The sequence below is a fragment of the Telluria beijingensis genome (assembly GCF_030770395.1).
GTDB classification, from domain to species: domain Bacteria; phylum Pseudomonadota; class Gammaproteobacteria; order Burkholderiales; family Burkholderiaceae_D; genus Telluria; species Telluria beijingensis.
Genome location: NZ_CP132480.1, coordinates 5,469,891 through 5,492,881 on the forward strand (window position 1 = coordinate 5,469,891; position 22,991 = coordinate 5,492,881).

The following is a 22,991-nucleotide window of genomic DNA, read 5'->3' on the forward strand; positions in this document are numbered from 1 at the left end:
AGGACTTGGGTTCCCGCCTCCGCGGGAACGACGGGTAACGGGTAACAGGAAAGCCGCGGCAAGCGCGCTTAAACGCGTGTCACGATCGCTTCCAGCTGATGCCTTCTCTCGACCGTGCGCACCACCAGCGCGCGCAGGTCGTTCAGCAGCGAGAACTCGGTCTGGCTCAGGATCACCTGCGGGAAGGTGTCGTCCCAGTCGCCGTAGATGAAGCCCGCCGGCTGGCCATGCGCCGACAGCGGAATCACCACGAAGCAGCGCGCGTCGCCCAGCGTGCCTTTCCACCAGCCCGGCAGCTTGCTCGCGAACTTGGCGTCGTGCGCGTTCTCGATGAAGATCACGCGGTCGCTGCCCAGCGCGGCGTGGAACACGTTCGGCTCGTAGGTGTCGTCGAAGGCGAGGTTGGGCAGCATCGTCTTGACGTCCTCGCCCAGCCCGAGGCGCGCCGAATAGCGGCCTTCGCGCCGGTTGCGAAGAAAAGCGAACGAGCGCGTGAATGACAGGCCCTTGTGCATCGTCTCGAGCGCCATCGAGATCATCTGGCCGGCGGTGGCGTTCGGGCCGGCGTCGCGCATGTCGGCCACGCCGCTCATCAGGATCTTGTTGCCGGCGATGCGCTTGCGCGTGGCCGCGGCCTGCTGCGCGCGTTTTTCCTGCGGCTTGGCCAGCGGCGCGATCGACAGGTCCGACGCCGCTTCCACCTTGGCCTTGTCGATCGAGGCCAGGATGCCGTCGGGCGGCAGGCCCAGCATCGGCGCGAAGCTCTCTGCCAGGGCCGCCACCTTCGCGGCGCCGGCCGCGTCGTCGGCCCACAGGGCATCGGCTGCCTGGGTCGACATGCTGCCCAGCGCGGCCAGCCAGTCCTCGTGGGCGAAGCCCTCGAAGCGCTCGCCCGGCTCGACCCGGCGCATGCCGGCCACCAGGTTGCGCGGCAAGCCCCAGTGGGCGGCGGTGGCGCGGCCCACTTCTTCCAGCGACAGCCCGAGCACCTCGAACGCCGCCTGTTCTTCGCGGCCTTCGCCGGTGAGCTCACGCATGCTGGCCCAGCGCTCCGGCATGTAGAAGGTCAGCATCATGCGGCCCAGCGAATGCAGGATCGAGCACACCACGGCTTCTTCCGGGTCGCGCGAGCGGGCGTCGGCCGCCAGCTGCTGCGCCACCATCCCGGCCAGCACCGCCTTTTCCATCTCGATGTGGGCGGCTTCGGTGTCAGGCGTGCTGCGGCTGAGTTCCTCGATCAGCTTGAGCCCCAGCGCCAGGTGGCCGATGGTCTCGGTGCCCAGCACCAACACCGCTCTCGAGATCGTGTTCACGCTCTGGCCGAAGGCCGAATACATGCTGCTGTTGGCCAGGCGCAGCACCTTTTGCGTGAGCACCGGGTCGGACAGCACCGTCTGCGTCATCGAGAAGTCGCGCTCGTCCTCGCCGCGCATCGAGGCCAGGATGGCGTTGATCGCCCTGGTGAATCCGGGCATGTCGCCCTGGCGCCGGATGCGCTCCCACAGCAGGGCGAGGGTGGCTTGCGACTTCGCCGAGCGCGGGGTAGTGGCTTGTGTGGTCATGGTTTGGCTGCGCCCGGCAGAAGTGCGGTATAGAGATTTTCCTTGAGCGCCGTGACGGCCACGCTGGCCGGCATCGGCTTGCCCGTCAGGTAGCCCTGGACGTAGTGGCAGCCCTGGTCGTCCAGCCAGGCCAGCTGTTCCTCGGTCTCGACGCCCTCGGCCACCACCGACAGGCTCAGGTGGCCGGCCAGGTCGAGGATCGCGTTGCAGATCGCCGCATCCTTGGTCGACGCCGGCAAGTCCTTCACGAAGGCCCGGTCGATCTTGAGCACCGAGATCGGGAAGCGCTTGAGATAGGCCAGCGACGAGTAGCCGGTGCCGAAATCGTCGATCGCGATGCGCGCCTGGCGCTGCGCCATCTGGGCCAGGACGTCCTCGGCATGCAGCGGATCGACCATCAGCGTGCCCTCGGTGATCTCGAGCACCAGCTGGCGCCCGTCGAGGCCGGACAGCGCCAGCGCATCGTCGAGCACCGTCAGGAAGCGGTCGCTGCGGAACTGGCGAGGGCTGATGTTGACCGAGATGTACAGGTCGCGCGCCGCCACTTCCTGGAACTGGCGGATCTGCATGCAGGCCGCCTTCAGGGCCCAGGCCCCGAGCAGGTTGATCAGGCCGTTGCTTTCGGCGATCGGGATGAAGCGCGCCGGCGGCACCATGCCCAGGGTCGGATGCTTCCAGCGCATCAGGGTCTCGAAGCCTTCGATGATGCGGCTGCGGGCGTTGACGATCGGCTGGTAGTAGAGCAGGAACTCGCCTTCGCGGATGGCGGCGAACATGGCCGCCTCGAGCGAGATGTCGTGTTCGGGCGGACCCTGGTCGCTGGGGCTGTAGACCACGGCGCGGCCCTTGCCGGTTTCCTTGGCGCGCGACAGGGCGGCGTCGGCCAGCGTCACCAGGCGCACTTCGTCCTCGGCGTGGTCCGGGTAGACGGCGACGCCGATCGAGGCGCCGAGATAGATCGTGTGGCCGCCGGCCTCGAACGGCGACTGCAGGGTGGCCATCAGGCGCCCGGTGACGAGCTTGACCTGGGCTTCGCTGACGGTGCCGGGCAGCACCGCGACGAATTCGTCGCCGCCGACCCGCGCCAGCGTGTCGCTGTCGCGCAGGGCGCGGCGCAGGCGCACCGCCGCCATCTGCAGCACGGTGTCGCCCAGCGGGTGGCCGAGGCCGTCGTTGACCTTTTTAAAGCCGTCGAGGCCGATGGCGGCGACGGCGAAGCCGTGGCCCGAGCGGCGCGCGTTGGCGATCACCATCCGGATCCGGTCCGCCAGCAGCACCCGGTTGGGCAGTTCGGTGAGCGCGTCGTGGGTCGCCATGTGGCGCAACCGCTCCTCGGTCGCGTGCTGGACCGACATGTCGCGGCCGATGACCAGCAGTGGCGCCTCGTCGCCGGTGGCCAGGTGGGCGATCCTGAGCTCGAACCAGATGTCGCGCTCGCCCGAGCGGAAGCGGGTCTCGACCAGCACCGCCTCATGGCCCGCGCCGGCGCCGGCCAGCGCATTGCGCAGGGCCGGCTGGTCGATCTCGTGCACCAGCGACACCAGCGAGCAGCCGGGCTCGAATCCCCACAGGCGCCGGGCGCGGGTGCCCGCCGCGTGGATCGCGCCGCTCGGAGCGACGCGGAACACGGCGTCGCCGGCCGTCTCCAGCAAGCCGTCGAGCAGCGCCGCGGGCAGCACCGCAGCCGGCGCTGGCGCGGCGGCCGGCTGGGGCAAGGGCGCGGCGGAGGAACTGGTGTGCATGTTGTTCAGGAGCTTTCTTGCTTTCTTGTTACGGCACGTGCACGTCATGCCAATGTCACATGTGAATCCGTGCAAGTCTACCAAACCAGAGGCGACTGTATCACTGAAAAATTCCGTAAGGCATTAGAAAGCACAAGCCGGCGGAGGATTTCGCGCCTTCTTGCGCATGCGCAGCCCGCTTGCCCAGTGGACATGATGGCGCTAACCTTAAGCATTCAAATTTGTAAAGACAGCCTGCTAGCGGCATTGTCGCCTATTCTCGGGGAAGGCGACACAAGAACTGCAATTATGGTGCCGCGATGCAACATTTGACAATAGACAGCGTTGGAGAGGGATGATGGACGCATGCGATACCCATGAAGTCTTGAACCAGGCGCCGCCATTTGTGGACATGAACCTGTACGCCTGCGATCCCGCCCTGCAGGAAGCGCTGGCGCGCGAGGGCGGCGGCTGGGCGGCGCCAGGGCTGGAGGCGCTCGGCGCCCGGTTCGGCAGCGCCGCGGTGCAGGAACTGGCGCGCCTGGCCAACCTGCACGGCCCGACCCTGGCCAGCTTCGACCGCGTCGGACGCCGGATCGACGAGCCCGAATTCCACCCGGCCTGGCATGCGCTGATGGCGATCGCGGTCGAGGCCGGGCTCCATGCAGCGCCGTGGAGCGAGGCGCGGCCCGGTGCCCAGGTGGCGCGCGCGGCCGGCTACCTGCTGCTCGGCCAGGCCGAGAACGGCGTCCAATGCCCGCTCACCATGACCTATGCGGCGGTGCCGGCGCTGCGCCTGGCGCCGGCGCTGGCGGCGGCCTGGCTGCCGAAGATCTTGTCGCGCGACTACGATCCGCGGCCCCTGCCGCTGCACGCCAAGCGCGGCGCGCTGGTCGGCATGGGCATGACCGAGAAGCAGGGCGGGTCCGACGTGCGCGCCAATACCACCCGCGCTACCCGGCTGGCGTCAGGGGAAGACACCGCGGCGGGCGAGGGCGCCTGGCGCATCGTCGGCCACAAATGGTTTTATTCGGTGCCGCAGGCCGACGCCCACCTGGTCCTGGCGCGCTGCGAGGGAGAGGCGGACGGCGGCCTCGGTTGCTTCCTGGTGCCGCGCTTCCTGGACGACGGCCGCCGCAACGCCGTGCGCGTGCAGCGCCTGAAGGATAAGCTGGGCAACCGCTCGAACGCCTCGTCCGAGGTCGAATTCTGCGGCGCGCTGGGCTGGCTGATCGGCGAACCGGGGCGCGGCATCGCGACCATCCTCGAGATGGGCAGCCATACCCGGCTCGATTGCGTGCTGGGCAGCGCCGGCATCATGCGCGCCGCCCTGTGCCAGGCGCTGCACCATGCGCGCGGACGGCTGGCCTTCGGCAAGCCGCTGGCCGACCAGCCGCTGATGCGCAATGTGCTGGCCGACCTGGCGCTGGAATCCGAGGCGGCCACCGCCTTCGCGCTGCGCCTGGCGCGCTGCTTCGACGAAGGGGACGACCCGGCCCAGGCGCTGCTGGGTCGCATCCTGACGGCGGCCGGCAAGTACTGGATCTGCAAGCGCGGCCCGGGGTTCGGGGCGGAAACGATGGAAGTCATGGGCGGCAATGGGTATGTCGAGGACGGGCCGCTGGCGCGCCTGTACCGCGAACTGCCGGTCAACTCGATCTGGGAAGGCTCGGGCAACGTCATGTGCCTGGACCTGCTGCGCGCGCTGGGCAAGTCGCCGCAGGCGGCGCACGCCGTGCTGGCGGCCGAACTGGCGCCGGCGGCGCTCCTTGACGCGCGCTTCGCGGCGCACGTCGCGGCCCTGCTGGACAGCCTGGCGGCGCACGCGACGATCGAAGAGGGGGCGCGCCTGCTGGCCGAGCAGATCGTGGTGGCGGTGCAGGCGGCGCTGCTGCTGCGCCATGCGCCGCCCTGCGTGGGCCAGGCTTTCCTGCTGTCGCGCATCGTGCAGCCGGTGGGCGGGGCCTACGGACGGTTGCCGGCCGGGATCGACTTCGGGGCGATCATGGCGCGCGCCTTGCCCATGTCATGAACGCCAACTTTTTTCTCGCGCAAACCGGGACAAACGGCCGCATGGCTGGGATAATGCGCGCTTGCCCGCCTCACACAGAATCACGACGAACCAAGCCATGAAACAAGACCCGCGCTTTCCGAACCTGTACATCCTGAACCACCCGCTGATCCAGCACAAGCTGTCGCATATGCGCGAGCACGACACGTCGACGCGTACTTTCCGCGAACTGCTGCGCGAGATCACGCTGCTGATGGGGTACGAGATCACGCGCGACCTGCCGCTCACCACGCGTTCGATCCGCACGCCGCTGGTGACGATCGACGCGCCGGTCATCGCCGGCAAGAAGCTGGCCGTGGTGCCGATCCTGCGCGCCGGCATCGGCATGAGCGACGGCCTGCTGGAACTGGTGCCGTCGGCGCGCGTGGGGCATATCGGCGTGTTCCGCGATCCCGCCACCCACGAGCCGGTGGAATACCTGGTGCGCCTGCCCGACACGACCGATCGTACCTTCATCCTGTGCGATCCGATGGTGGCCACCGGCAATTCGGCGGTGCATGCGATCGACGTGCTCAAGAAGCGCGGCGTGCCGGACGAGCAGATCCTGTTCCTGGCCCTGGTGGCCGCGCCCGAGGGCGTGCAGGTGTTCCAGGACGCGCACCCGAACGTCAAGCTGTTCGTGGCCGCGCTCGACTCGCACCTGGACGAGGATGCCTATATCGTCCCAGGCCTGGGCGATGCGGGCGACCGCATCTTCGGCACCAAGTAAGGACGCCGATGGCTACCGCACAGCCGGCCGACCAGCAATTCTTTGCGCGCCTTGCCGAACTGAACGAGAAATTCGCGGCCCGGCTGCCGACCACGCTCGCGCGCCTGGACGAGTTGTCGCAGGCGCTGGCCGGCGCCGGCCGGCCGGATGTGGACGTGGCGCCGGCGGCGGGCGAGTTGCAGGCCATGCTGCACACGCTGGCCGGCTCGGCGGCCACCTTCGGCTTTCGCGGCCTGGGCCACCATGCGCGCCTGCTGGAACAGCGCCTGCGTGTGCTGCGCGCCTTCGATGTGGTGGCCGCCACGGAGTGGCAAGCCTGGCGCGCGGAGCTCGACGAATACATCCGGGCCGCGCAACTCGACCCCAAGGCACTGAGCTGAGCGCTTTCACGGACCTGGACCTGCGCAAGCCGCATGCGCAAACTCACGGCAGAGCGGAATTTGATTCATCGCAAACATTTGCATCGCCCTTGCGCCTATATTTTCCCTCGTGGCGGATAAAAAACGCGCCATCCCTTTTAGTGATTTAAGGAATCGTTGCGATTTAACGGTTTTTTATTTAACTAACTGGGTACGCGTCGGTTTTATTCGTTATAATACGGGATCGTTGGGTTCGAGGTAGTAGTGCAGTCTGTCTGTCATTCCTTTCTTGCTTCTTCAAACGATCTGAAACGGGCGCAAGCCCAACTAACCGAAATAGGAAATTGTAATGGCAACTGGCATCGTTAAATGGTTCAATGACTCGAAGGGCTTCGGCTTCATCACCCCTGATGAAGGCGGCGAAGATCTGTTCGCGCACTTCTCGGCAATCCAGAGCACCGGCTTCAAGTCGCTGCAGGAGAACCAGCGCGTTTCGTTCGACGTGACCACCGGTCCGAAGGGCAAGCAAGCCTCGAACATCCAGCCTCTGTAATAGCCCACGGGCTTTACGAGACAAAAATCCCCGGAATTGCCGGGGATTTTTTTTGCCCGTGTCGTTCATCGCGCCCCGCGCGCACGCCGTCAGCGATGGCGCCAGTAGTCCGGCGCGGCATAGCTGCGGCGCAGGAAATCGACGAAGGCGCGGATGCGCAGCGGCAGGTGGCGGCGCTGGGCGAACACGGCGTGGACATCGTTGCCGGGCGCCGCGAATTCGTCCAGTACCGTGCACAATTCGCCGCTCGCGATATCCTCGCCCACTTCCCACATCGAACGCCAGGCCAGGCCCTTGCCGGCCAGCGCCCAGGCATGCAGCACGGCGCCGTCGTTGCACACCATATTGCCCCCGACCTTCAGGGTCACCAGCTTGCCGTTGTCGAGGAAGGTCCAGCCGCGCTGGCTGCCTTCGCTGCTGATCGGCAGGCAGTTGTGGCGCGCCAGGTCGGCCAGCAGGCGCGGCCGGCCGTGGCGCTTGAGGTAGGCGGGCGAGGCCACCACCACGCGCCGGTTGTCGGCCAGCTTGACGCCGACCAGGTTCGAATCGTCCAGGCTGGCGATGCGGATCGCGACGTCGACGCCCTCCGCCACCAGGTCGATCACGCGGTCGGACAGGTTCAGGTTGAGCGTCACGTCGCGGTGCTCGGCCAGGAAGGAGGGCAGCAGCGGCGCCACGTGCTGGCGGCCGAAGCCGGCCGGCGCCGACACCGTCAGGTGGCCCGAGGCGCGCAGGCTGTGCTCGGAAATGGCCGATTCGGCGTCGTTCACCTCGCCCAGGATGCGCTGGCAATCCTCGAGGAAGGCCTGGCCCTCGTCGGTCAGCACCAGCCGCCGCGTCGTGCGCTGCAGCAGCTTGACCCCGAGGCGGGCCTCGAGCGCGTCCAGCCGGCGCCCGATCATGGCCGGGGCGATGCCTTCGGCGCGCGCCGCCGCCGACAGGCTGCCGCGCGCCACCACTTCGACGAAGGTCGACATCTGGGTGAATTTGCCCATGCTCTTGCCCCGTTCCTGCTCTTCATTTGATACAAAAACACACGGATGATGTGAGATTTTGTATGGTTTAGCGCTATTCAGGTGAATATACTTGATGCAAAGACAAACGCCAAGGACGGTCTGTCCCGGACGCGGCGTCGCAAGGATTCTTCATCAAACTCAGGAGTCGATATGTCCCTCACCATCCCCCAAGGCATGCAGATCACGGGCGAGATCAAGCCCGGCTACGAGCAGATCCTGGCGCCGGAAGCGCTCGAACTGGTCGCGACGCTGTCGCGCGCCTTCGGCCCGCGGCGCCGGGAATTGATGGCAATGCGCGCCGAGCGGGCGCGCCGGCTCGATGCCGGCGAGCGTCCCGACTTCTTGCCGCAGACCGCCCACATCCGCGACGGCGACTGGCGCGTGGCGCCGATTCCGCCGGCGCTGGCGTGCCGGAGGGTTGAAATCACCGGCCCGGTCGAGCGGAAGATGGTCATCAATGCCCTGAACTCGGGCGCGGACAGCTATATGACCGACTTCGAGGATTCGAATACCCCGAACTGGGATAACCAGGTCCAGGGCCAGGTCAACCTGTTCGATGCGATCCGCAAGACCATTTCCCTGGAGCAGAACGGCAAATCGTACCGCCTGAACGACAAGGTGGCGACCCTGGTCGTGCGGCCGCGCGGCTGGCACCTGGACGAAAAACACGTGCTGGTCGACGGCGAGCGCGTGTCGGGCGGCATCTTCGATTTCGCGCTGTTCATGTTCCATAACGCGAAGGAATTGCTGGCGCGCGGGGCCGGCCCGTATTTCTACCTGCCGAAGATGGAATCGCACCTCGAGGCGCGGCTGTGGAACGACATCTTCGTCAAGACGCAGCAAGAGCTTGGCCTGGCGCAGGGCACGATCAAGGCGACGGTGCTGATCGAGACCATCCTGGCGGCCTTCGAGATGGACGAAATCCTGTACGAGTTGCGCGAACACAGCGCCGGCCTGAATGCCGGACGCTGGGATTATATTTTCTCGTGCATCAAGAAGTTCAAGCACGATGGCGATTTCTGCCTGGCCGACCGCGCGAAAGTGACGATGACGGCGCCCTTCATGCGCGCCTATGCGCTGCTGCTGCTCAAGACCTGCCACCGGCGCGGCGCGCCGGCCATCGGCGGCATGGCGGCGCTCATTCCGATCAAGAACGATCCCGAGAAAAACGAGATCGCGATGGGCGGCGTGCGCAGCGACAAGGCGCGCGACGCGGGCGACGGCTACGACGGCGGCTGGGTCGCCCACCCGGGCCTGGTCGGCCTCGCCATGGACGAGTTCACCAAGGTGCTGGGCGAGCGGCCGAACCAGTTCGAGAAGCAGCGTCCGGATGTCGAGGTGACGGCGGCGCAGCTGCTCGATTTCAAACCCGAGGCGCCGATCACCGAGGCCGGCCTGCGCTATAACATCAATGTCGGCATCCACTACCTGGGCGCCTGGCTGGCCGGCAATGGCTGCGTGCCGATCCACAACCTGATGGAAGACGCGGCCACGGCCGAGATCAGCCGCTCGCAGGTGTGGCAGTGGATCCGTTCGTCGAAGGGCGTGCTGGACGATGGCCGCAAGGTGACGGCGGATATGGTGCGCGAGATGATCCCGCAAGAACTGGAGAAAGTAAAAGCGGTGGCGGCTGACGGGACGCAGTCGAATTATGAGCGTGCGGCCGTCATCTTCGAAGAGATGTCGACCTCGGAGACGTTTGCCGAATTCCTCACCCTGCCTTTGTACGAGGAAATCTGAACCGTCCTTAAAACGTGTTCTTCCATTCGCGCAACGCCGCGAAGGTATCGACGGCGGAGGCGCCGGGCAGCAGGCGCTCCGCCTCGACCAGGCTCTGGACGATGCGCGGCGCATCGTAACGCAGGAAAGGGTTGGTCGCCTTTTCGAGGCCGATCGTCGACGGGATCGTCGGCCGGCCGGCGGTGCGCGCCGCCTCATCGACCTCGGCGCGCGCCTCCAGCGCGGCATTACCGGGTTCGACCGCCCGGGCGAAGCGCAGGTTCGACAGCGTGTACTCGTGCGCGCAATACACCAGCGTATCGTCCGGCAGCGCCGCCAGCCGCGCCAATGAATCCATCATCTGCGACGGCGTGCCTTCGAACAGCCGCCCGCAACCCGCGCCGAACAGCGTGTCCCCGCAGAACAGCCAGTTGGCGCCATCGTCGCGCCGCGCATAGGCGATGTGGCCGAGCGTGTGACCCGGCACGTCCAGCACTTCGAGCGCCAGATCCAGGCCTGGCGCCACGATGCGCTCGCCTTGCCCCAGCGGCTGCGTGACGAGCTCGATGCCGTCGCTCCGCGGCCCGAATACCGGCACGTCCCACTCGTCCAGCAAGGCCGGCACGCCCCCGATGTGGTCAGCATGATGATGGGTGAGTAAAATGGCGGTCAGGCGCAGCGTGTGCGCGGCGAGGGCGGCCTTGACCGGCGCGGCGTCGCCCGGGTCGACGATGGCGGCATTGCTGCCGTCGTGAATGAGCCAAAGATAATTGTCTTTAAAGGCAGGCACGGTCAATACCGACAGTGTCTTGCGCGGCGGAGTGGTCATGGTGAACTGTGTGAAGAGGTGGCATGGATAGCGCATCCGAAAAATCCATTATAGCGCTCGACAACTGGCTGCAATCGCCGGCGGGCGCCTACGTGCGCGCGTTCGAACAGGCCTGCCTCGACGAGCTCACGGTGGATATCTTCGGCTTCAATGCGCTGCAGATCGGCGTGCCCCAGCTCGATGCGCTGGCGGCCAGCCGCATGCCCAATAAATGGCAGGCGGCGACCCGCACCTCCGATGCCGACGAACTGGCGTTCGCGGCCGGCGGCCGGCAGATCGCGGTCGCGGTCGACGTCGAGGAGCTGCCGTTCGCCACCGCCAGCATCGACCTGGTGGTGCTGCCCCACGTGCTCGAGTTCGCCCTCGAGCCGCACCAGGTCTTGCGCGAGGTGGAGCGGGTCCTGATTCCCGAGGGGCAGGTGATCATCTGCGGCTTCAATCCGGCCAGCCTGTGGGGCATGCGCCAGGGCGTCCGGCGCGTCACCCGCAGCGACTACCTGCCGGCCTCCGGCGAATTCATCTCTATGCCGCGTCTCAAAGACTGGCTAAAATTGCTGAACCTGGGCGTGACCCGCAGCCATTTCGGCTGCTACGCCCCGCCGTGCCGCACGGCCCACTGGCTCAGCCGCTTCGCGATGATGGAATCGGCGGGCGCGCGCTGGTGGCCCTATCTCGGCGCGGTCTACGTGGTGCATGCCATCAAGCGGGTCAAGGGTATGCACATCATCGGTCCCGCATGGAACAAGAAAGCGAGCAAGCGGCCGGCAGCAGTGCCGGCTGCGAACAGGGAATGAGCGAACAATCAACGAATGCAGTGTCCCCGACCCAGGTCGAGATTTTCACCGACGGCGCCTGCAAGGGCAATCCGGGCACTGGCGGCTGGGGCGCGCTGCTGGTCTCGAATGGCCACGAGAAGGAAATCTTCGGCGGCGAGCCGCACACCACCAATAACCGCATGGAATTGCGCGCCGTGATCGAAGCGCTGGGCGTCCTCAATCGCCCGTGCAAGGTCGTGCTGCACACCGACAGCCAGTACGTGCAGAAGGGCATCTCGGAATGGATCCACGGCTGGAAGGCGCGCGGCTGGAAGACCGCGGCCAAGGAGCCGGTCAAGAACGACGACCTGTGGAAGGCGCTCGACCTGGCCCAGCAGCAGCACGCGGTCGAATGGCGCTGGGTGCGCGGCCACAACGGCCATCCGGGCAACGAGCGGGCCGACGTGCTGGCCAACCGCGGCGCGGCCTCGGTCCGGCGCTGAGTACGACAGGGCCGGGCGGTCGCCCGGCTCGGCTTTGCTATACTGCGGGCCGCTCCAACCCAGTTTCCATCATCCAGTAGAACACCATGCGCCAGATCGTCCTCGATACCGAAACCACCGGCTTGAATCCTCGCACGGGCGACCGCGTCATCGAGGTCGGCTGCGTCGAAATCTTCAACCGCAAGCTGACCGGGAATAATTTTCACCGCTATATCAATCCGGAACGCGATTCGGACGAGGCAGCGCTCGCGGTGCACGGTTTGACGACCGAGTTCTTGAGCGACAAGCCGAAGTTCCACGAGATCGCCGAGGAATTGCGCGAGTTTATCCAGGGCGCCGAAGTCATCATCCATAACGCGCCGTTCGACCTGGGCTTCCTGAACCATGAATTCACCCGCATCGGCCTGCCGCCCTTCGTCGAGCATTGCAGCGGCGTGATCGACACCCTGGTGCAGGCCAAGGAGCTGCATCCGGGCAAGCGCAATTCGCTCGATGCGCTGTGCGACCGCTACGAGATCTCGAACGCCCACCGCAAGCTGCACGGCGCCTTGCTCGACTCGGAGTTGCTGGCCGACGTCTACCTGGCCATGACGCGCGGCCAGAACTCGCTGACGATGGACGTCGAGGTCGAGGCCGCGAGCATCGGCGATGTACTTGAGGTGGTGCCGCTGGGCGAGATCATCGTGGTCGCAGCGAGCGCCGACGAGCTTGCTGCGCACGAGGACGTGCTGGCCGGGCTGGACAAGAATGTGAAGGGGACCTGCGTGTGGAGGAATGTTGCCGCGCAGGGGTGACGGATAGGCGATCGTGTGGCATAATACGCCTCGCTTCGGGAGGTTAGCTCAGGGGTAGAGCACTGCATTCACACTGCAGGGGTCGCAAGTTCGAAACTTGCACTTCCCACCAGGATTCTCAAGGCCAGCAGCAATGCTGGCCTTTTGTTTCGGAAGGCGTTGTCGCTTGCCGCGGTTGGTGTTCGGATCACGGTATCGGCGCAAAGTAGTTGGTCAATTGCCATTTGGAATAATCAAGACTCTATGGCATAATACGGCCTCGTTGGGAGGTTAGCTCAGGGGTAGAGCACTGCATTCACACTGCAGGGGTCGCAAGTTCGAAACTTGCACTTCCCACCAACAGGATTCTTTCAGGACGCCCGCACCATGCGGGCGTCCTGCTTTCCAGGCGCGTTATCCGCTGCCTCGGCCCGTTTGAAATATCACTGTAATAATTGCTTCATAGAATCAGGCGATTGCCTGTTCCGTGAANACAGGATTCTTTCAGGACGCCCGCACCATGCGGGCGTCCTGCTTTCCAGGCGCGTTATCCGCTGCCTCGGCCCGTTTGAAATATCACTGTAATAATTGCTTCATAGAATCAGGCGATTGCCTGTTCCGTGAAGACGATGCTCGCCGATTCATCACCTATCCTGCCTGCGCCTGCCGATGTCGTCTATGCCAAGACGGAACTCGGCCGCCAGGAAGTCGCCTGCCGCAGCGCCGGCCTCGGTGCGCGCGAGCGCAGCGTGCTGATCATGCTCGACGGCCGCAAGACCGCGGCGGCGCTGGCGGCGCTGATGCCCGGCGCGCAGCTGGCGCGGATACTCGACGAACTGGAGGCGCTGGGCCTGATCGCCCCCGCGAGCGGCGCCGCGCCGTCTGATGATTGGGCGCGCCTGGCGCCGGTGAGGGAGATGCTGGTGCGCAGCGCCGAAACCTGCCTCGGCCCGATCGCCGCCGAGCTGGTGCGCCAGATCGGCGCGGCCGGCAACGAGCACCAGCTGCAGCGCGCCATCGCCCACTGGCATATGGCGATGCGCGACTCGAAACATGGCAAGGACGTGGTCGAGGCCCAGCTGGCGCAGGTCAGGGCGAGCCTGCAATCTCTTGCTTCAGTTCCGGGGTGATGGTCCACGCATACAGCGTCTTGTCGCGCACGCGCACGATCTGTTCGGGCGGCCATTGCGCGCCCATGTGAAAGTCGTGCGACACGACCCGCGCGCCGACCCGCAACTGGCGCCACAGGCGTGGCATGAGCCGCAGGTTGACTTCGAACAGCAGGTACAGCATGACCACGCTGGCCGGGCTGAAATCGGTGTCGAACAGGTCGGCCTGGCGAAACCGCACGCGGTCCTGCACGCCGGCCAGGCGCGCATTGGTGTCGGCCTCCTTGATGCGCTCGGGATCGAGGTCGATGCCGACGCCGCGCGCGCCATGGCGGCGGGCGGCGGCGATCACGATGCGGCCGTCGCCGCAGCCGAGGTCATACACCGTGTCCTGGCGCCCGACCCGGGCCATCGCCAGCATGCGGTCGACGATGTCTTGCGGGGTCGAGACATAGGGCACTGTCGGCAGGGGCGGCTGGGCGCGTGCCGGCACGATCAGGCCAGGCGCCAGGGCCAGCCCGGCCAGCGCTGCGACGCCATGCAGCAAGGGGCGGCGGCCAAGCGCCAGCGGCGATCGCTGGCTTTGCTCATGCGGTGCGGGTAGCGTACTTGGGTGGCGGTCCGACAATGCGAAGTTCCTTGAAAAGCGTGTATGTAAGGTCTTGCACAAGCCTACCCGATATCGCCGCGTGCCGCGCCTGCAGTCGTGTACACTGGCTCCGGTCGATACAGGGCACGCCGGCTGCACGGGCAGCCGGCCGTGTAATATGAAAAGAACGGAATCCAATCCATGGTGAGCGGGCATTACGAACCCTTGCTGGTCTTCGTGTCGATCCTGGTGGCCATCCTGGCATCGTACACGGCGCTCAGCCTCGCGATGCGGGTGCGCCAGTCCCAGGGCCGCGCGCCATATTTCTGGATCGCGGGCGGCGCGCTGGCCATGGGCAGCGGCATCTGGGCCATGCACTTCATCGGCATGCTGGCCTTCCGCCTGCCCATGCCGGTCGGCTACGATCCGCTGATCACCTTCGCTTCCTGGCTGCTGCCCGTGGTCGCCTCGGGCCTGGCGCTGTGGCAGGTGCGGCACCGCGCATTCCGGCGCCGCCATCTGGCCTGGAGCGCGGTGCTGATGGGCGCGGGCATCAACGCCATGCACTATACCGGCATGGCCGGCATGCGCATGGATCCGGCCATCAGCTACACGCCCTGGCTGTTCGCGCTGTCGGTCGCGATCGCGATCGGCGCCTCGGCGCTGGCGCTGCAGCTCGGCCTGCGCCTGCACGAAGACAGTCACGGGGGTAGCCGGTCGCGGCGCGCGGTGCAGGTGGCGGCCAGCATCATCATGGGCGGCGCCATCGCCGGCATGCACTATACGGGCATGGCCGCGGCCCACTTCGAGGCCGGCAGCGTGTGCCGCGCGGCGCTGGGCGGGGTCGACCAGGACCACCTGGCGGCACTGGTCACGGTCGCCACCGTGGCCCTGCTCAGCATCGCGCTGCTGGCCACCATCTTCGATGCGCGGCTCGAGGCGCGCAACCGCACGATCGCCGAATCGCTGGCGGCCGCCGCCGAGCGCCAGCAGCTGTACCTGGACGAACAGCGCGCCCGGCTCGAGGCCGAGAACGTCAGCCAGATGAAGGACGAATTCCTGGCCACCCTGTCGCACGAGCTGCGCACGCCGCTCAACGCCATGCTCGGCTGGTCGCAGCTGCTGCTGCAGGGCCACCGCGACGTCGCCATGCTGCGCCGCGGCCTCGAAACCATCGAGCGCAACGCGCGCGCCCAGTCGCAGCTGATCGAAGACATGCTAGACATGAGCCGCCTGCTGGCCGGCAAGGTGCGGATCGACGCGGCCCCGATCCAGCCACAAGACTTCGTCAACGCCGCGCTCGAGACGGCGCGGCCGGCGGCCCTGGCGCGCAGCGTCGGCCTGAGCGCCAGCATCGACCATGGCGCCGGCCCGGTGCGCGGCGACCTGGCGCGCATGCAGCAGGTGATGTCGAACCTGCTGTCGAACGCGGTCAAGTTCACCGAGCCGGGCGGCGCGGTGACGGTGACCCTGCGGCTGGAGGGCGAACCGGGCGCAGGGGTCGGGCGCAACGTGGCGATCGACGTCGCCGATACCGGCGCCGGCATCGCGCCCGAATTCCTGCCCTATGTGTTCGACCGCTTCCGCCAGGCCGATTCATCGTCGGCGCGCCGCCATGGCGGCCTGGGCCTTGGACTGGCCATCGCGCGCCAGCTGGTCGAGCTGCAGGGCGGCACGATCAGCGTCGCCAGCCGCGGCGAAGGACAGGGCGCCACCTTCACCCTGCACCTGCCGCTGGCCGCGCCCGGCGCGCTGCCTGCCGCGCGCGCCGAGCCGCTGGCCGGGCTGCCGCTGGCGCCGCCCGAACTGTCCGGCATGACGGTGCTGGTGATCGACGACGAGCTCGATTCGCTGGAACTGGTGCAGCAGGTGCTGGCCGCCAGTGACGCCACCATCCTCACCGCCACCGGCGCGCGCGAAGCGCTGCGCCTGGTCGGCTTGCGCCGGCCCGACCTGATCATCAGCGATATCGGCATGCCGCTGGTCGATGGCTTCGAACTGATCCGGCGGGTGCGCGCCATGCCCGACCGCGAGACGGCCGGGGTGCCGGCGATCGCGCTCACCGCGTTCTCGCGGCGCGAAGACCAGCAGCGCGCGCTCGAAGCGGGCTTCGACGAATACCTGGCCAAGCCAGTGGCGCCCGCGCTCCTGCTGCAGACGGTGGCGGCGATCGTCGCGCGCCGTAATCTACTGCGTTCGCTTTAACGGCGCACCGCCAGGCGATGGGGCGGCTTCGGGGCGCTCAGGCCGCGGCGCCGGGCAACACCAGGTCGAGCTCCAGGGCGCCTTCGGGCCGGCGCAACCCGGCCACGATATAACCGCGGTTGCGGCCCGCTTCCTTGCCCTTGTATAGCGCGCGGTCGGCCAGCGCGATGGCCTGTTCCCAGTCGGGCTGGGCCGCGGCTTCCTGCGTATCGGCATCCAGGCCCTCGTGCGCGAACGGCAGCGAGACCGCGCCGGCGGTGGCGCTGACCGACAGGGCGGTGCCGTCCTCGAGCACGACCGGCGTGGCCGCGATCGCGTCCAGGATGCGCTGTACCAGCAGCGGCCGCTGTTCCTGGGTGACGCCCTGCGAATACACGAGGAATTCCTCGCCGCCCCAGCGCAGCACCATGTCCGATTCGCGCATCGCCGCGCGCAGGCGCTTGCCGACCTCGACCAGGACGGCATCTCCGGCGGCGTGGCCGTATTCGTCGTTGATGCGCTTGAAGTGGTCGATGTCGAGCAGGGTGAAGCAGTCGGCCGAGCCCAGGCGCGGCGCCGCTTCGCCGGTGCGGCTGCGCATGCGGTCCTGGAACGAGCGTCGGTTGAACAGGCCGGTGAGGGGATCGTGGGCCGAGCGGTAGGCCAGTTCGTCGTTGAGCTCGGCCAAGCGGCGGCGGGTGAGCACCGATTTGCGGTACAGCCACAGCACGCCCGCGCACAGGAACAGCGCCAGCGACGCGCCCAGCGAGGCGGCGGTCTGCACCAGGCCGCGGTGGCGCAGTTCGGCGTCCTTGACGGCGTTGTCCTTGCGCAGCGTGTCGATCTGGGCGGCGCGCTCGCGCGCCTTGAACTGTTCCTGCAGCGCCGAGATCGCCTTGTTGCGGTCGTTGAGCGCCAGTTCCTGGGTCACCGTCTCGCGTTCGCGCGCGGTGGCGAGCGCTTCGCGGAAGCGTCCGGCGCCCTCCAGCGCCTGGCTCTTTTCGGCCAGCATGCGTCCCACGGTCGACATGGCGCCGGCCTTGGTCATCTCGGCGATCACCGCGTCCACGTGCGCCAGGCCTTCGCGCTGGCGGCCCTGGCCGAACTGGGCGAAACCGAGATTGGCTTTCGCCATCTGCAGGCTGATCCGGTCTTCGCTGCGCCGGGCCGGTTCCAGCGCGGCGCGCGCCGCTTCCTCGGCCTCCTGGTAGCGTCCCGCCTTCAGGTGGGCGTTGGCGATATTGCCCAGCACATTGGCCTCGAGCGAAATCAATTCGTGCGCATGGGCCAGCGCGAGCGCGTGCCGGAAGGCGAGCAGGGCGGCTTCGATCTCGTCCTGCGCCACCAAAGCCCGGCCCTCGAAGAAGTGGACCGCGGCATCGGTGCGCGGGGGCAGGCGCTGCTCACTGGCGCGGATCTCGCGCAGGGTCTCGAGCGCCCGGGCCGGGTCGCGCGCATTGACGTACATGCGCGCCATCGCCAGCCGGATGTCGGCCGGGCGGGGACCCCACAGGTCGGGATGGCCCTTGATCATGTCCAGCGCGCGCAAGAAATGGCGCAGCGCCCGGTCGTACTGGCCGACCGCGCTGTAGGCCATGCCATACAGGCCGTCGAAGGTGGCGCTGAACTCGAGGCTGCCGAGGTCGCGGTAGCGGGCGCCGAGGGTTTCCAGCTGGCCGAGGGCTGCGGCTGGATCGTTGGTCTCGATCAGGCGCAGCACGCGGGCCAGGCTGGCCAGCGCAAGATTGAGCGGATCGCGTTCGGCCTCGGCCAGGCCGATGATAAGCTCGTTCGTTTCGAAGGCGTCGCGGAAGTGTCCGCCATCGGCCTGGACCCGCCGCAACAGGCGCAAGTAGTGGATGCGCACCGCATAGGGCGCCCCGGCGATCAGTTTCGGCCCTTCCTGCACCAGCACGGTGCGGGCGCGCACATTGTCCTGCTCGGCCATGGCCGCGATCTCGTCCAGTCGCGCCTCCGGCTGCGGCGCCGCCCCGGCCGGGCCGGCGAGCGCCACCAGCAGCAGGCCGATCGCAAGCGGCGGCTGGAATCTGGGTGGGAGTCCGTGGGCGGCAGTCATGGGCAAGGGCGTCGGTGAGGGGAGGGCCTGGGAGGGCAGGGCGGCCCGATCCATTATCGAATGTTGATTTAGGGAAATCAAGCACGCCGGCCTGCGCTGCGATGTTTACGCAACGGCCGGCTCGCAAAGAGAATAAATTGCCTACAGGCATATAAATTGCAGAAGATTTTTCAGATTGCTTTGATTCGCAACGGCATTCTGGTTATATTTGCACGTCTGCAAAAAGTTGACGGTTTGCAGGTGCAGCAACAGCGGTTTCAAGTCAGGCATGCCGGCCCAACAGGCAGGATCTCGAGAGCGTGCCCGCACGACCTGCGGGCGCGGCGCAATGACAAGACGCGGGACCACACTATTACTTGATTGGAGAACACGTAGTGAGTATTTTTAGAACCAAGAATCTGGATGCCATGCTCGCGGCCAGCGCCAAACCGGGCGGACTCAAGAAGGTGCTCGGCCCGACCGACCTGATCCTGCTCGGTATCGGCGCGATCGTCGGCACCGGTATTTTCGTGCTCACCGGCACGGGCGCCGTCACCGCCGGACCCGCGCTGACCCTCTCCTTCATCGTGGCCGCCATGGCCTGCTGCTTCGCCGCCCTCTGTTACGCCGAGTTCGCCTCGACCGTGCCGGTCGCCGGCTCGATCTATACCTATAGCTACGCCACCCTGGGCGAATTCGTCGCCTGGATGATCGGCTGGGACCTGCTGCTCGAATACGGCCTGGCCACCTCGACCGTGGCAGTCGGCTGGTCCGGTTACTTCCAATCGCTGATGTCCGGCTTCGGCCTGGTGCTGCCGGACGCCCTGACGGCGGCCCCGGGCGCCCGTCCCGGCGTCGAGACCATGTTCAACCTGCCTGCTTTCCTGATCATGATCGCGCTGACCGCCATGCTGTCGCTGGGCATGCGCGAATCGGCGCGCGTCAACAACGTCATGGTCATCATCAAGACCGGCGTCGTGCTGCTGTTCATCGCCGTCGGCGTCGGCCACGTCCGTCCCGAGAACTGGGAACCGTTCATGCCATACGGCATGGGTGGCGTGATGAGCGCCGCCGCGCTGGTGTTCTTCGCCTTCATTGGCTTCGATGCCGTGACCTCGGCCGCCGAGGAAGTCAAGAATCCGAAGCGTGACCTGCCGATCGGCATCATCGGTTCGCTGGTGGTCTGCACCATCCTGTACGTCGTGGTGGCCGCCATCATGACCGGCATCGTGCCGCACCTCGATTTCAAGGGCGTCGACCACCCGGTCTCGCTGGCGCTGCAGGTGGCGGGCGAGAACTGGGTCGCCGGCTTCGTCGACCTGGCCGCGATCCTGGGCATGAGCACCGTGATCCTGGTGATGGCCTACGGCCAGACCCGCATCCTGTTCGCCATGTCGCGCGACGGCCTGCTGCCGGCCAAGCTGTCGACCGTGCACCCGAAATACGGTACCCCGTTCTTCGCTACCTGGCTGGTGGGCATCATCTTCGGCCTGATCGCCGCCGTGGTCCCGCTGAACGTGCTGGCCGAGCTGGTCAATATCGGCACGCTGGCCGCCTTCACCCTGGTCTCGATCGCCGTCATCGTGCTGCGCAAGAAGCGTCCGGACCTGCCGCGCGCCTTCCGCTGCCCTGGCGTTCCGGTGATCCCGGGCCTGGCGATCGTGTTCTGCCTGGCGCTGATGTCGTTCCTGAGCTGGCATACCTGGCTGGCCTTCGGCATCTGGCTGGCGATCGGCGCCGCCGTCTACTTCGGCTATGCGCGCCAGCGTTCGCTGCTGAACAAGCCGCAATAAGTCCTGCGACGGCGCTTCATGTTAATCTGCGATCCTTGACGCGACTACCGCGTCCCAGGAATGGAGATGTACCATGAGCGCCATCGTGCTCGGCCAGGGCGATGCCCTCCTGATCGTCGACCTGCAGGTCGACTTCCTTCCCGGCGGCAGCCTGGGCGTGCCGCATGGCGACCAGGTGATCGCGCCGGTCAACCGGCTGATCAACCTCTATCATGAGCGCGGCTTGCCGGTCTACGCCTCGCGCGACTGGCACCCCGCCTCCCACTGTTCCTTCGCCGCCCAGGGCGGGCCGTGGCCGCCGCATTGCGTCGCCGGCACCGACGGCGCGGGCTTTTCCCCCTCGCTGCAACTGCCCGCCGACGCGATCGTCGTCTCCAAGGCCGACACCGCCGAGGTGGATGCCTATTCGGCCTTCAACGGCACCGGGCTGGGCGACGCCATGCGTGCGCGCGGTATCCGGCGCCTGGCCGTGTGCGGCCTGGCCACCGACTACTGCGTGCTCAACACGGTGCTCGACGGCCTGAAGGAAGACATCGAGATCCTGATCGTCGCCGAGGCGGCGCGCGCGGTCGACGTGGCGCCCGGCGATGGCGACCGCGCCATGACCCGCATGCTGGCCGAAGGCGCGGTGCCGGTGCGGCTGGCGGGCGCCGGCCTGGTCGCGGACCTGGAGCTCGGCGCCCGTCTCTAGTTCGATCGCGTTCGTCCGGGCGCTGGCGCACGGTCAGCCCGGCCCGGCCTGCCTATAGTCGCCTTTCCACCTGTGCGAAAGGAGACCGGCATGACCACCACCGTTGGAGACTTCCTGCTCGAGCGCCTCAAGCAATGGGGCGTGCGCCGCATCTACGGTTATCCGGGCGACGGCATCAACGGCATCCTGGCTGCCTTCGGACGCCAGGACGCGATCGACTTCGTCCAGGGCCGGCACGAAGAGATGTCGGCCTTCATGGCCTGCGGCCACGCCAAGTTCACCGGCGAGGTGGGCGTGTGCCTGGCGACCTCGGGGCCCGGCGCCATCCATCTTCTCAATGGCCTGTACGACGCGAAACTCGACCACCAGCCGGTGGTCGCCATCGTCGGCCAGCAGCAGCGCAGCGCACTCGGCGCCCACTACCAGCAAGAGGTCGACCTGGTCACGCTGTTCAAGGACGTGGCCGGCGAATTCGTGCAGATGGCAACCGATGCGGCCCAGGTGCGCCACCTGGTCGACCGCGCCATGCGCATCGCCCAGGCGCGGCGCTGCGTCACCTGCATCATCGTCCCGAACGACCTGCAGGAAGAAGACGCGGTGCCGACGCCACCGCGCGAGCATGGCAGCACCTTTTCCGGCGTCGGCGCGGCGCTGCAGGCGCCGGTGCCGCCCATGGAAGCGCTGCAAGAGGCGGCGCGCCTGCTCGATGCGGGCGACAGGGTCGCGATCCTGGCCGGCGCCGGCGCCGATGGCGCGCTGGACGAACTGGTGGAGGTGGCCGAACTGCTCGGCGCCGGCATCGCCAAGGCCTTGCTGGGCAAGGCCGTAGTGCCGGACGACCTGCCGTTCTGCACCGGCACCATCGGCATGATCGGCACCCAGGCCAGCGACGCGATGATGAAGGAATGCGACACGCTGCTGATGGTGGGGTCGAGCTTCCCGTATGCCGAATTCCTGCCGCGCGAGGGCGCGGCGCGCGCGGTGCAGATCGACCTCGATCCGACCATGCTCGCCCTGCGCTATCCCATGGATGTCAATCTGGCGGGAGACGCGCGCGCCACCCTGCGCGCCCTGATCCCGCTCCTGCGGCGCAAGCAGGAGCGCAGCTGGCGCGCCCGCATCGAAGCCAATGTGGCCGAGAGCTGGCGCGTGCTCGATGAGCGCGCGCGCCAGCCCGGCAAACCGGTCAACCCGCAGCGCGCCTTCAGCGAACTGTCGCCGCGCCTGCCCGACGACGTCATCCTGGCCGGCGACTCGGGCTCGGTGACCGCCTGGTATGCGCTGCACCTGCGCCTGCGGCGCGGCATGATGGCGTCGCTGTCGGGAGGCCTTGCGACCATGGGCTCGGCAGTGCCCTACGCCTTTGCCGCCAAGATGGCGCATCCGGGCCGGCCGGTGATCGCCCTGGCCGGCGATGGCGCGATGCAGATGAACGGCATGAATGGCCTGATCACGATCGCGCGCCACTGGCGCGACTGGGCCGACCCGACCCTGGTGGTGCTGGTGCTGAACAACCGCGACCTCAATTTCGTGACCTGGGAACAGCGCGGCATGCAGGGCGAACCGAAGTTCGAACCGTCGCAGCGGCTGCCCGACTTCTCGTATGCCGAGTACGCGCGCATGCTGGGCCTCGCAGGCGAGCGGGTGGACGATCCCGAGCAGCTGGGTGCGGCCTGGGAGCGGGCGCTGGCGGCGGGCCGTCCCTTCGTGCTGGAGGTGATAAGCGATCCGAACATTCCGCCGTTCCCGCCGCATATCGTCGACCGGCAGGAGGCGCAGTATCGGGAAGCGATCGCGAAGGGCGAGCGCGAGGCGAACGACGTCGAGCGCGGCGTGCGGCAGCAGGGCACGTCGGCCGGCGATGGGGAATGACAGATCGTCAAGATTCTGGTGCGCTGCGAGATAATATTTTGTAATCCCTCTCTTACACTCTCGCAGCGCGCCTACCGATGTGCGCAACATGGTCCAGCTTGGATAATGTCGGTAATCGTCCACCGGA

19 protein-coding genes and 2 tRNA genes are annotated in these 22,991 nt (G+C 67.2%); 15 read left to right on the forward strand and 6 right to left on the reverse strand.

The genetic code is table 11. The annotated features are described in order from the left end of the window. Positions 1-68: 68 nt before the first annotated feature. Both Q9246_RS24095 and Q9246_RS24100 read right to left on the reverse strand, forming a co-directional pair. Positions 69-1,562 (reverse strand): HDOD domain-containing protein, encoded by a 1,494-nt coding sequence (locus tag Q9246_RS24095; RefSeq protein WP_306393715.1) that lies wholly within the window; start codon positions 1,560-1,562, stop codon positions 69-71. Further along, a complete protein-coding gene (locus tag Q9246_RS24100; RefSeq protein ID WP_306393717.1) occupies positions 1,559-3,304 on the reverse strand; it encodes a putative bifunctional diguanylate cyclase/phosphodiesterase in 1,746 nt (581 codons plus the stop codon). Before Q9246_RS24100 ends, Q9246_RS24095 begins: the two co-directional genes overlap by 4 nt. A gap of 337 nt (positions 3,305-3,641) precedes the next feature. Here Q9246_RS24100 and Q9246_RS24105 point away from each other — a divergent pair, with 337 nt between their 5' ends. From Q9246_RS24105 to Q9246_RS24120, 4 genes are all read left to right on the forward strand, one after another. Next, positions 3,642-5,315: an isovaleryl-CoA dehydrogenase gene (locus Q9246_RS24105; RefSeq protein ID WP_306398254.1), complete on the forward strand. Its 1,674-nt coding sequence runs from the start codon at positions 3,642-3,644 to the stop codon at positions 5,313-5,315. A 97-nt stretch (positions 5,316-5,412) separates the two neighbouring features. Then, positions 5,413-6,063 (forward strand): uracil phosphoribosyltransferase, encoded by a 651-nt coding sequence (gene upp / locus Q9246_RS24110; RefSeq protein WP_306393718.1) that lies wholly within the window; start codon positions 5,413-5,415, stop codon positions 6,061-6,063. An 8-nt stretch (positions 6,064-6,071) separates the two neighbouring features. Then, positions 6,072-6,443 carry an Hpt domain-containing protein gene (locus Q9246_RS24115; protein ID WP_306393720.1) on the forward strand — a complete coding sequence of 124 codons (372 nt, stop codon included), beginning with the start codon at positions 6,072-6,074 and terminating at the stop codon, positions 6,441-6,443. Between the two features lie 328 nt (positions 6,444-6,771). Continuing rightward, complete coding sequence (locus tag Q9246_RS24120) at positions 6,772-6,975, forward strand: cold-shock protein (RefSeq protein WP_005670341.1); 204 nt, start codon at positions 6,772-6,774, stop codon at positions 6,973-6,975. A gap of 89 nt (positions 6,976-7,064) precedes the next feature. Here Q9246_RS24120 and Q9246_RS24125 read toward each other — a convergent pair whose 3' ends face one another. Further along, positions 7,065-7,970 carry a LysR family transcriptional regulator gene (locus tag Q9246_RS24125; protein ID WP_306393723.1) on the reverse strand — a complete coding sequence of 302 codons (906 nt, stop codon included), beginning with the start codon at positions 7,968-7,970 and terminating at the stop codon, positions 7,065-7,067. 171 nt (positions 7,971-8,141) lie between these two features. Between Q9246_RS24125 and aceB the strand changes: the two genes are divergently transcribed. Next, on the forward strand, positions 8,142-9,731 hold the full coding sequence (aceB, locus tag Q9246_RS24130) for a malate synthase A (RefSeq protein ID WP_306393724.1): 1,590 nt from the start codon (positions 8,142-8,144) through the stop codon (positions 9,729-9,731). Positions 9,732-9,738: 7 nt separating this feature from the next. Here aceB and gloB read toward each other — a convergent pair whose 3' ends face one another. Beyond that, a complete protein-coding gene (gene gloB, locus Q9246_RS24135) occupies positions 9,739-10,539 on the reverse strand; it encodes a hydroxyacylglutathione hydrolase (protein WP_306393725.1) in 801 nt (266 codons plus the stop codon). A gap of 23 nt (positions 10,540-10,562) precedes the next feature. Here gloB and Q9246_RS24140 point away from each other — a divergent pair, with 23 nt between their 5' ends. The 6 genes from Q9246_RS24140 to Q9246_RS24165 all read left to right on the forward strand — a co-directional run bounded on the left by Q9246_RS24140 (position 10,563) and on the right by Q9246_RS24165 (position 13,700). After that, positions 10,563-11,333: a class I SAM-dependent methyltransferase gene (locus Q9246_RS24140; RefSeq protein WP_306393727.1), complete on the forward strand. Its 771-nt coding sequence runs from the start codon at positions 10,563-10,565 to the stop codon at positions 11,331-11,333. Beyond that, positions 11,330-11,797, forward strand: a complete 468-nt coding sequence (gene rnhA / locus Q9246_RS24145; protein WP_306393729.1) for a ribonuclease HI — start codon at positions 11,330-11,332, stop codon at positions 11,795-11,797. The genes Q9246_RS24140 and rnhA overlap by 4 nt, the downstream gene beginning before the upstream one ends. Before the next feature lie 86 nt (positions 11,798-11,883). Then, positions 11,884-12,591: a DNA polymerase III subunit epsilon gene (gene dnaQ / locus Q9246_RS24150; RefSeq protein WP_306393731.1), complete on the forward strand. Its 708-nt coding sequence runs from the start codon at positions 11,884-11,886 to the stop codon at positions 12,589-12,591. Between the two features lie 37 nt (positions 12,592-12,628). After that, positions 12,629-12,703: transfer RNA gene (locus Q9246_RS24155), tRNA-Val, on the forward strand. Positions 12,704-12,855: 152 nt separating this feature from the next. Next, positions 12,856-12,930, forward strand: a tRNA-Val gene (locus Q9246_RS24160). A gap of 260 nt (positions 12,931-13,190) precedes the next feature. After that, on the forward strand, positions 13,191-13,700 hold the full coding sequence (locus tag Q9246_RS24165) for a hypothetical protein (RefSeq protein ID WP_306393733.1): 510 nt from the start codon (positions 13,191-13,193) through the stop codon (positions 13,698-13,700). Here Q9246_RS24165 and Q9246_RS24170 read toward each other — a convergent pair. Beyond that, positions 13,660-14,307, reverse strand: coding sequence for an SAM-dependent methyltransferase (locus tag Q9246_RS24170; RefSeq protein WP_306393734.1), 648 nt, complete (start codon positions 14,305-14,307; stop codon positions 13,660-13,662). The genes Q9246_RS24165 and Q9246_RS24170 overlap by 41 nt on opposite strands. A gap of 162 nt (positions 14,308-14,469) precedes the next feature. Here Q9246_RS24170 and Q9246_RS24175 point away from each other — a divergent pair, with 162 nt between their 5' ends. Next, positions 14,470-16,473 (forward strand): MHYT domain-containing protein, encoded by a 2,004-nt coding sequence (locus tag Q9246_RS24175; RefSeq protein WP_306393735.1) that lies wholly within the window; start codon positions 14,470-14,472, stop codon positions 16,471-16,473. Positions 16,474-16,510: 37 nt separating this feature from the next. Here Q9246_RS24175 and Q9246_RS24180 read toward each other — a convergent pair whose 3' ends face one another. Further along, positions 16,511-18,529 carry a GGDEF domain-containing protein gene (locus Q9246_RS24180; RefSeq protein ID WP_306393736.1) on the reverse strand — a complete coding sequence of 673 codons (2,019 nt, stop codon included), beginning with the start codon at positions 18,527-18,529 and terminating at the stop codon, positions 16,511-16,513. 374 nt (positions 18,530-18,903) lie between these two features. Here Q9246_RS24180 and Q9246_RS24185 point away from each other — a divergent pair, with 374 nt between their 5' ends. The 3 genes from Q9246_RS24185 (at position 18,904) to Q9246_RS24195 (ending at position 22,864) form a co-directional block, all read left to right on the forward strand. After that, positions 18,904-20,301 (forward strand): branched-chain amino acid transporter BcaP, encoded by a 1,398-nt coding sequence (locus Q9246_RS24185; RefSeq protein ID WP_306393738.1) that lies wholly within the window; start codon positions 18,904-18,906, stop codon positions 20,299-20,301. A 73-nt stretch (positions 20,302-20,374) separates the two neighbouring features. Then, positions 20,375-20,992: an isochorismatase family protein gene (locus Q9246_RS24190; protein WP_306393740.1), complete on the forward strand. Its 618-nt coding sequence runs from the start codon at positions 20,375-20,377 to the stop codon at positions 20,990-20,992. Between the two features lie 90 nt (positions 20,993-21,082). Beyond that, on the forward strand, positions 21,083-22,864 hold the full coding sequence (locus tag Q9246_RS24195; protein ID WP_306393742.1) for a thiamine pyrophosphate-requiring protein: 1,782 nt from the start codon (positions 21,083-21,085) through the stop codon (positions 22,862-22,864). The last annotated feature ends 127 nt before the right edge of the window (positions 22,865-22,991 follow it).

Bases quoted from the DNA above. Each gene is read 5' to 3' on its own strand.
- Q9246_RS24095 (WP_306393715.1), bottom strand. From the start codon at position 1,562: ATGACCACACAAGCCACTACCCCGCGCTCGGCGAAGTCGCAAGCCACC.
- Q9246_RS24100 (WP_306393717.1), bottom strand. From the start codon at position 3,304: ATGCACACCAGTTCCTCCGCCGCGCCCTTGCCCCAGCCGGCCGCCGCG.
- Q9246_RS24105 (WP_306398254.1), top strand. From the start codon at position 3,642: ATGGACGCATGCGATACCCATGAAGTCTTGAACCAGGCGCCGCCATTT.
- upp (WP_306393718.1), top strand. From the start codon at position 5,413: ATGAAACAAGACCCGCGCTTTCCGAACCTGTACATCCTGAACCACCCG.
- Q9246_RS24115 (WP_306393720.1), top strand. From the start codon at position 6,072: ATGGCTACCGCACAGCCGGCCGACCAGCAATTCTTTGCGCGCCTTGCC.
- Q9246_RS24120 (WP_005670341.1), top strand. From the start codon at position 6,772: ATGGCAACTGGCATCGTTAAATGGTTCAATGACTCGAAGGGCTTCGGC.
- Q9246_RS24125 (WP_306393723.1), bottom strand. From the start codon at position 7,970: ATGGGCAAATTCACCCAGATGTCGACCTTCGTCGAAGTGGTGGCGCGC.
- aceB (WP_306393724.1), top strand. From the start codon at position 8,142: ATGTCCCTCACCATCCCCCAAGGCATGCAGATCACGGGCGAGATCAAG.
- gloB (WP_306393725.1), bottom strand. From the start codon at position 10,539: ATGACCACTCCGCCGCGCAAGACACTGTCGGTATTGACCGTGCCTGCC.
- Q9246_RS24140 (WP_306393727.1), top strand. From the start codon at position 10,563: ATGGATAGCGCATCCGAAAAATCCATTATAGCGCTCGACAACTGGCTG.
- rnhA (WP_306393729.1), top strand. From the start codon at position 11,330: ATGAGCGAACAATCAACGAATGCAGTGTCCCCGACCCAGGTCGAGATT.
- dnaQ (WP_306393731.1), top strand. From the start codon at position 11,884: ATGCGCCAGATCGTCCTCGATACCGAAACCACCGGCTTGAATCCTCGC.
- Q9246_RS24175 (WP_306393735.1), top strand. From the start codon at position 14,470: ATGGTGAGCGGGCATTACGAACCCTTGCTGGTCTTCGTGTCGATCCTG.
- Q9246_RS24180 (WP_306393736.1), bottom strand. From the start codon at position 18,529: ATGACTGCCGCCCACGGACTCCCACCCAGATTCCAGCCGCCGCTTGCG.
- Q9246_RS24190 (WP_306393740.1), top strand. From the start codon at position 20,375: ATGAGCGCCATCGTGCTCGGCCAGGGCGATGCCCTCCTGATCGTCGAC.
- Q9246_RS24195 (WP_306393742.1), top strand. From the start codon at position 21,083: ATGACCACCACCGTTGGAGACTTCCTGCTCGAGCGCCTCAAGCAATGG.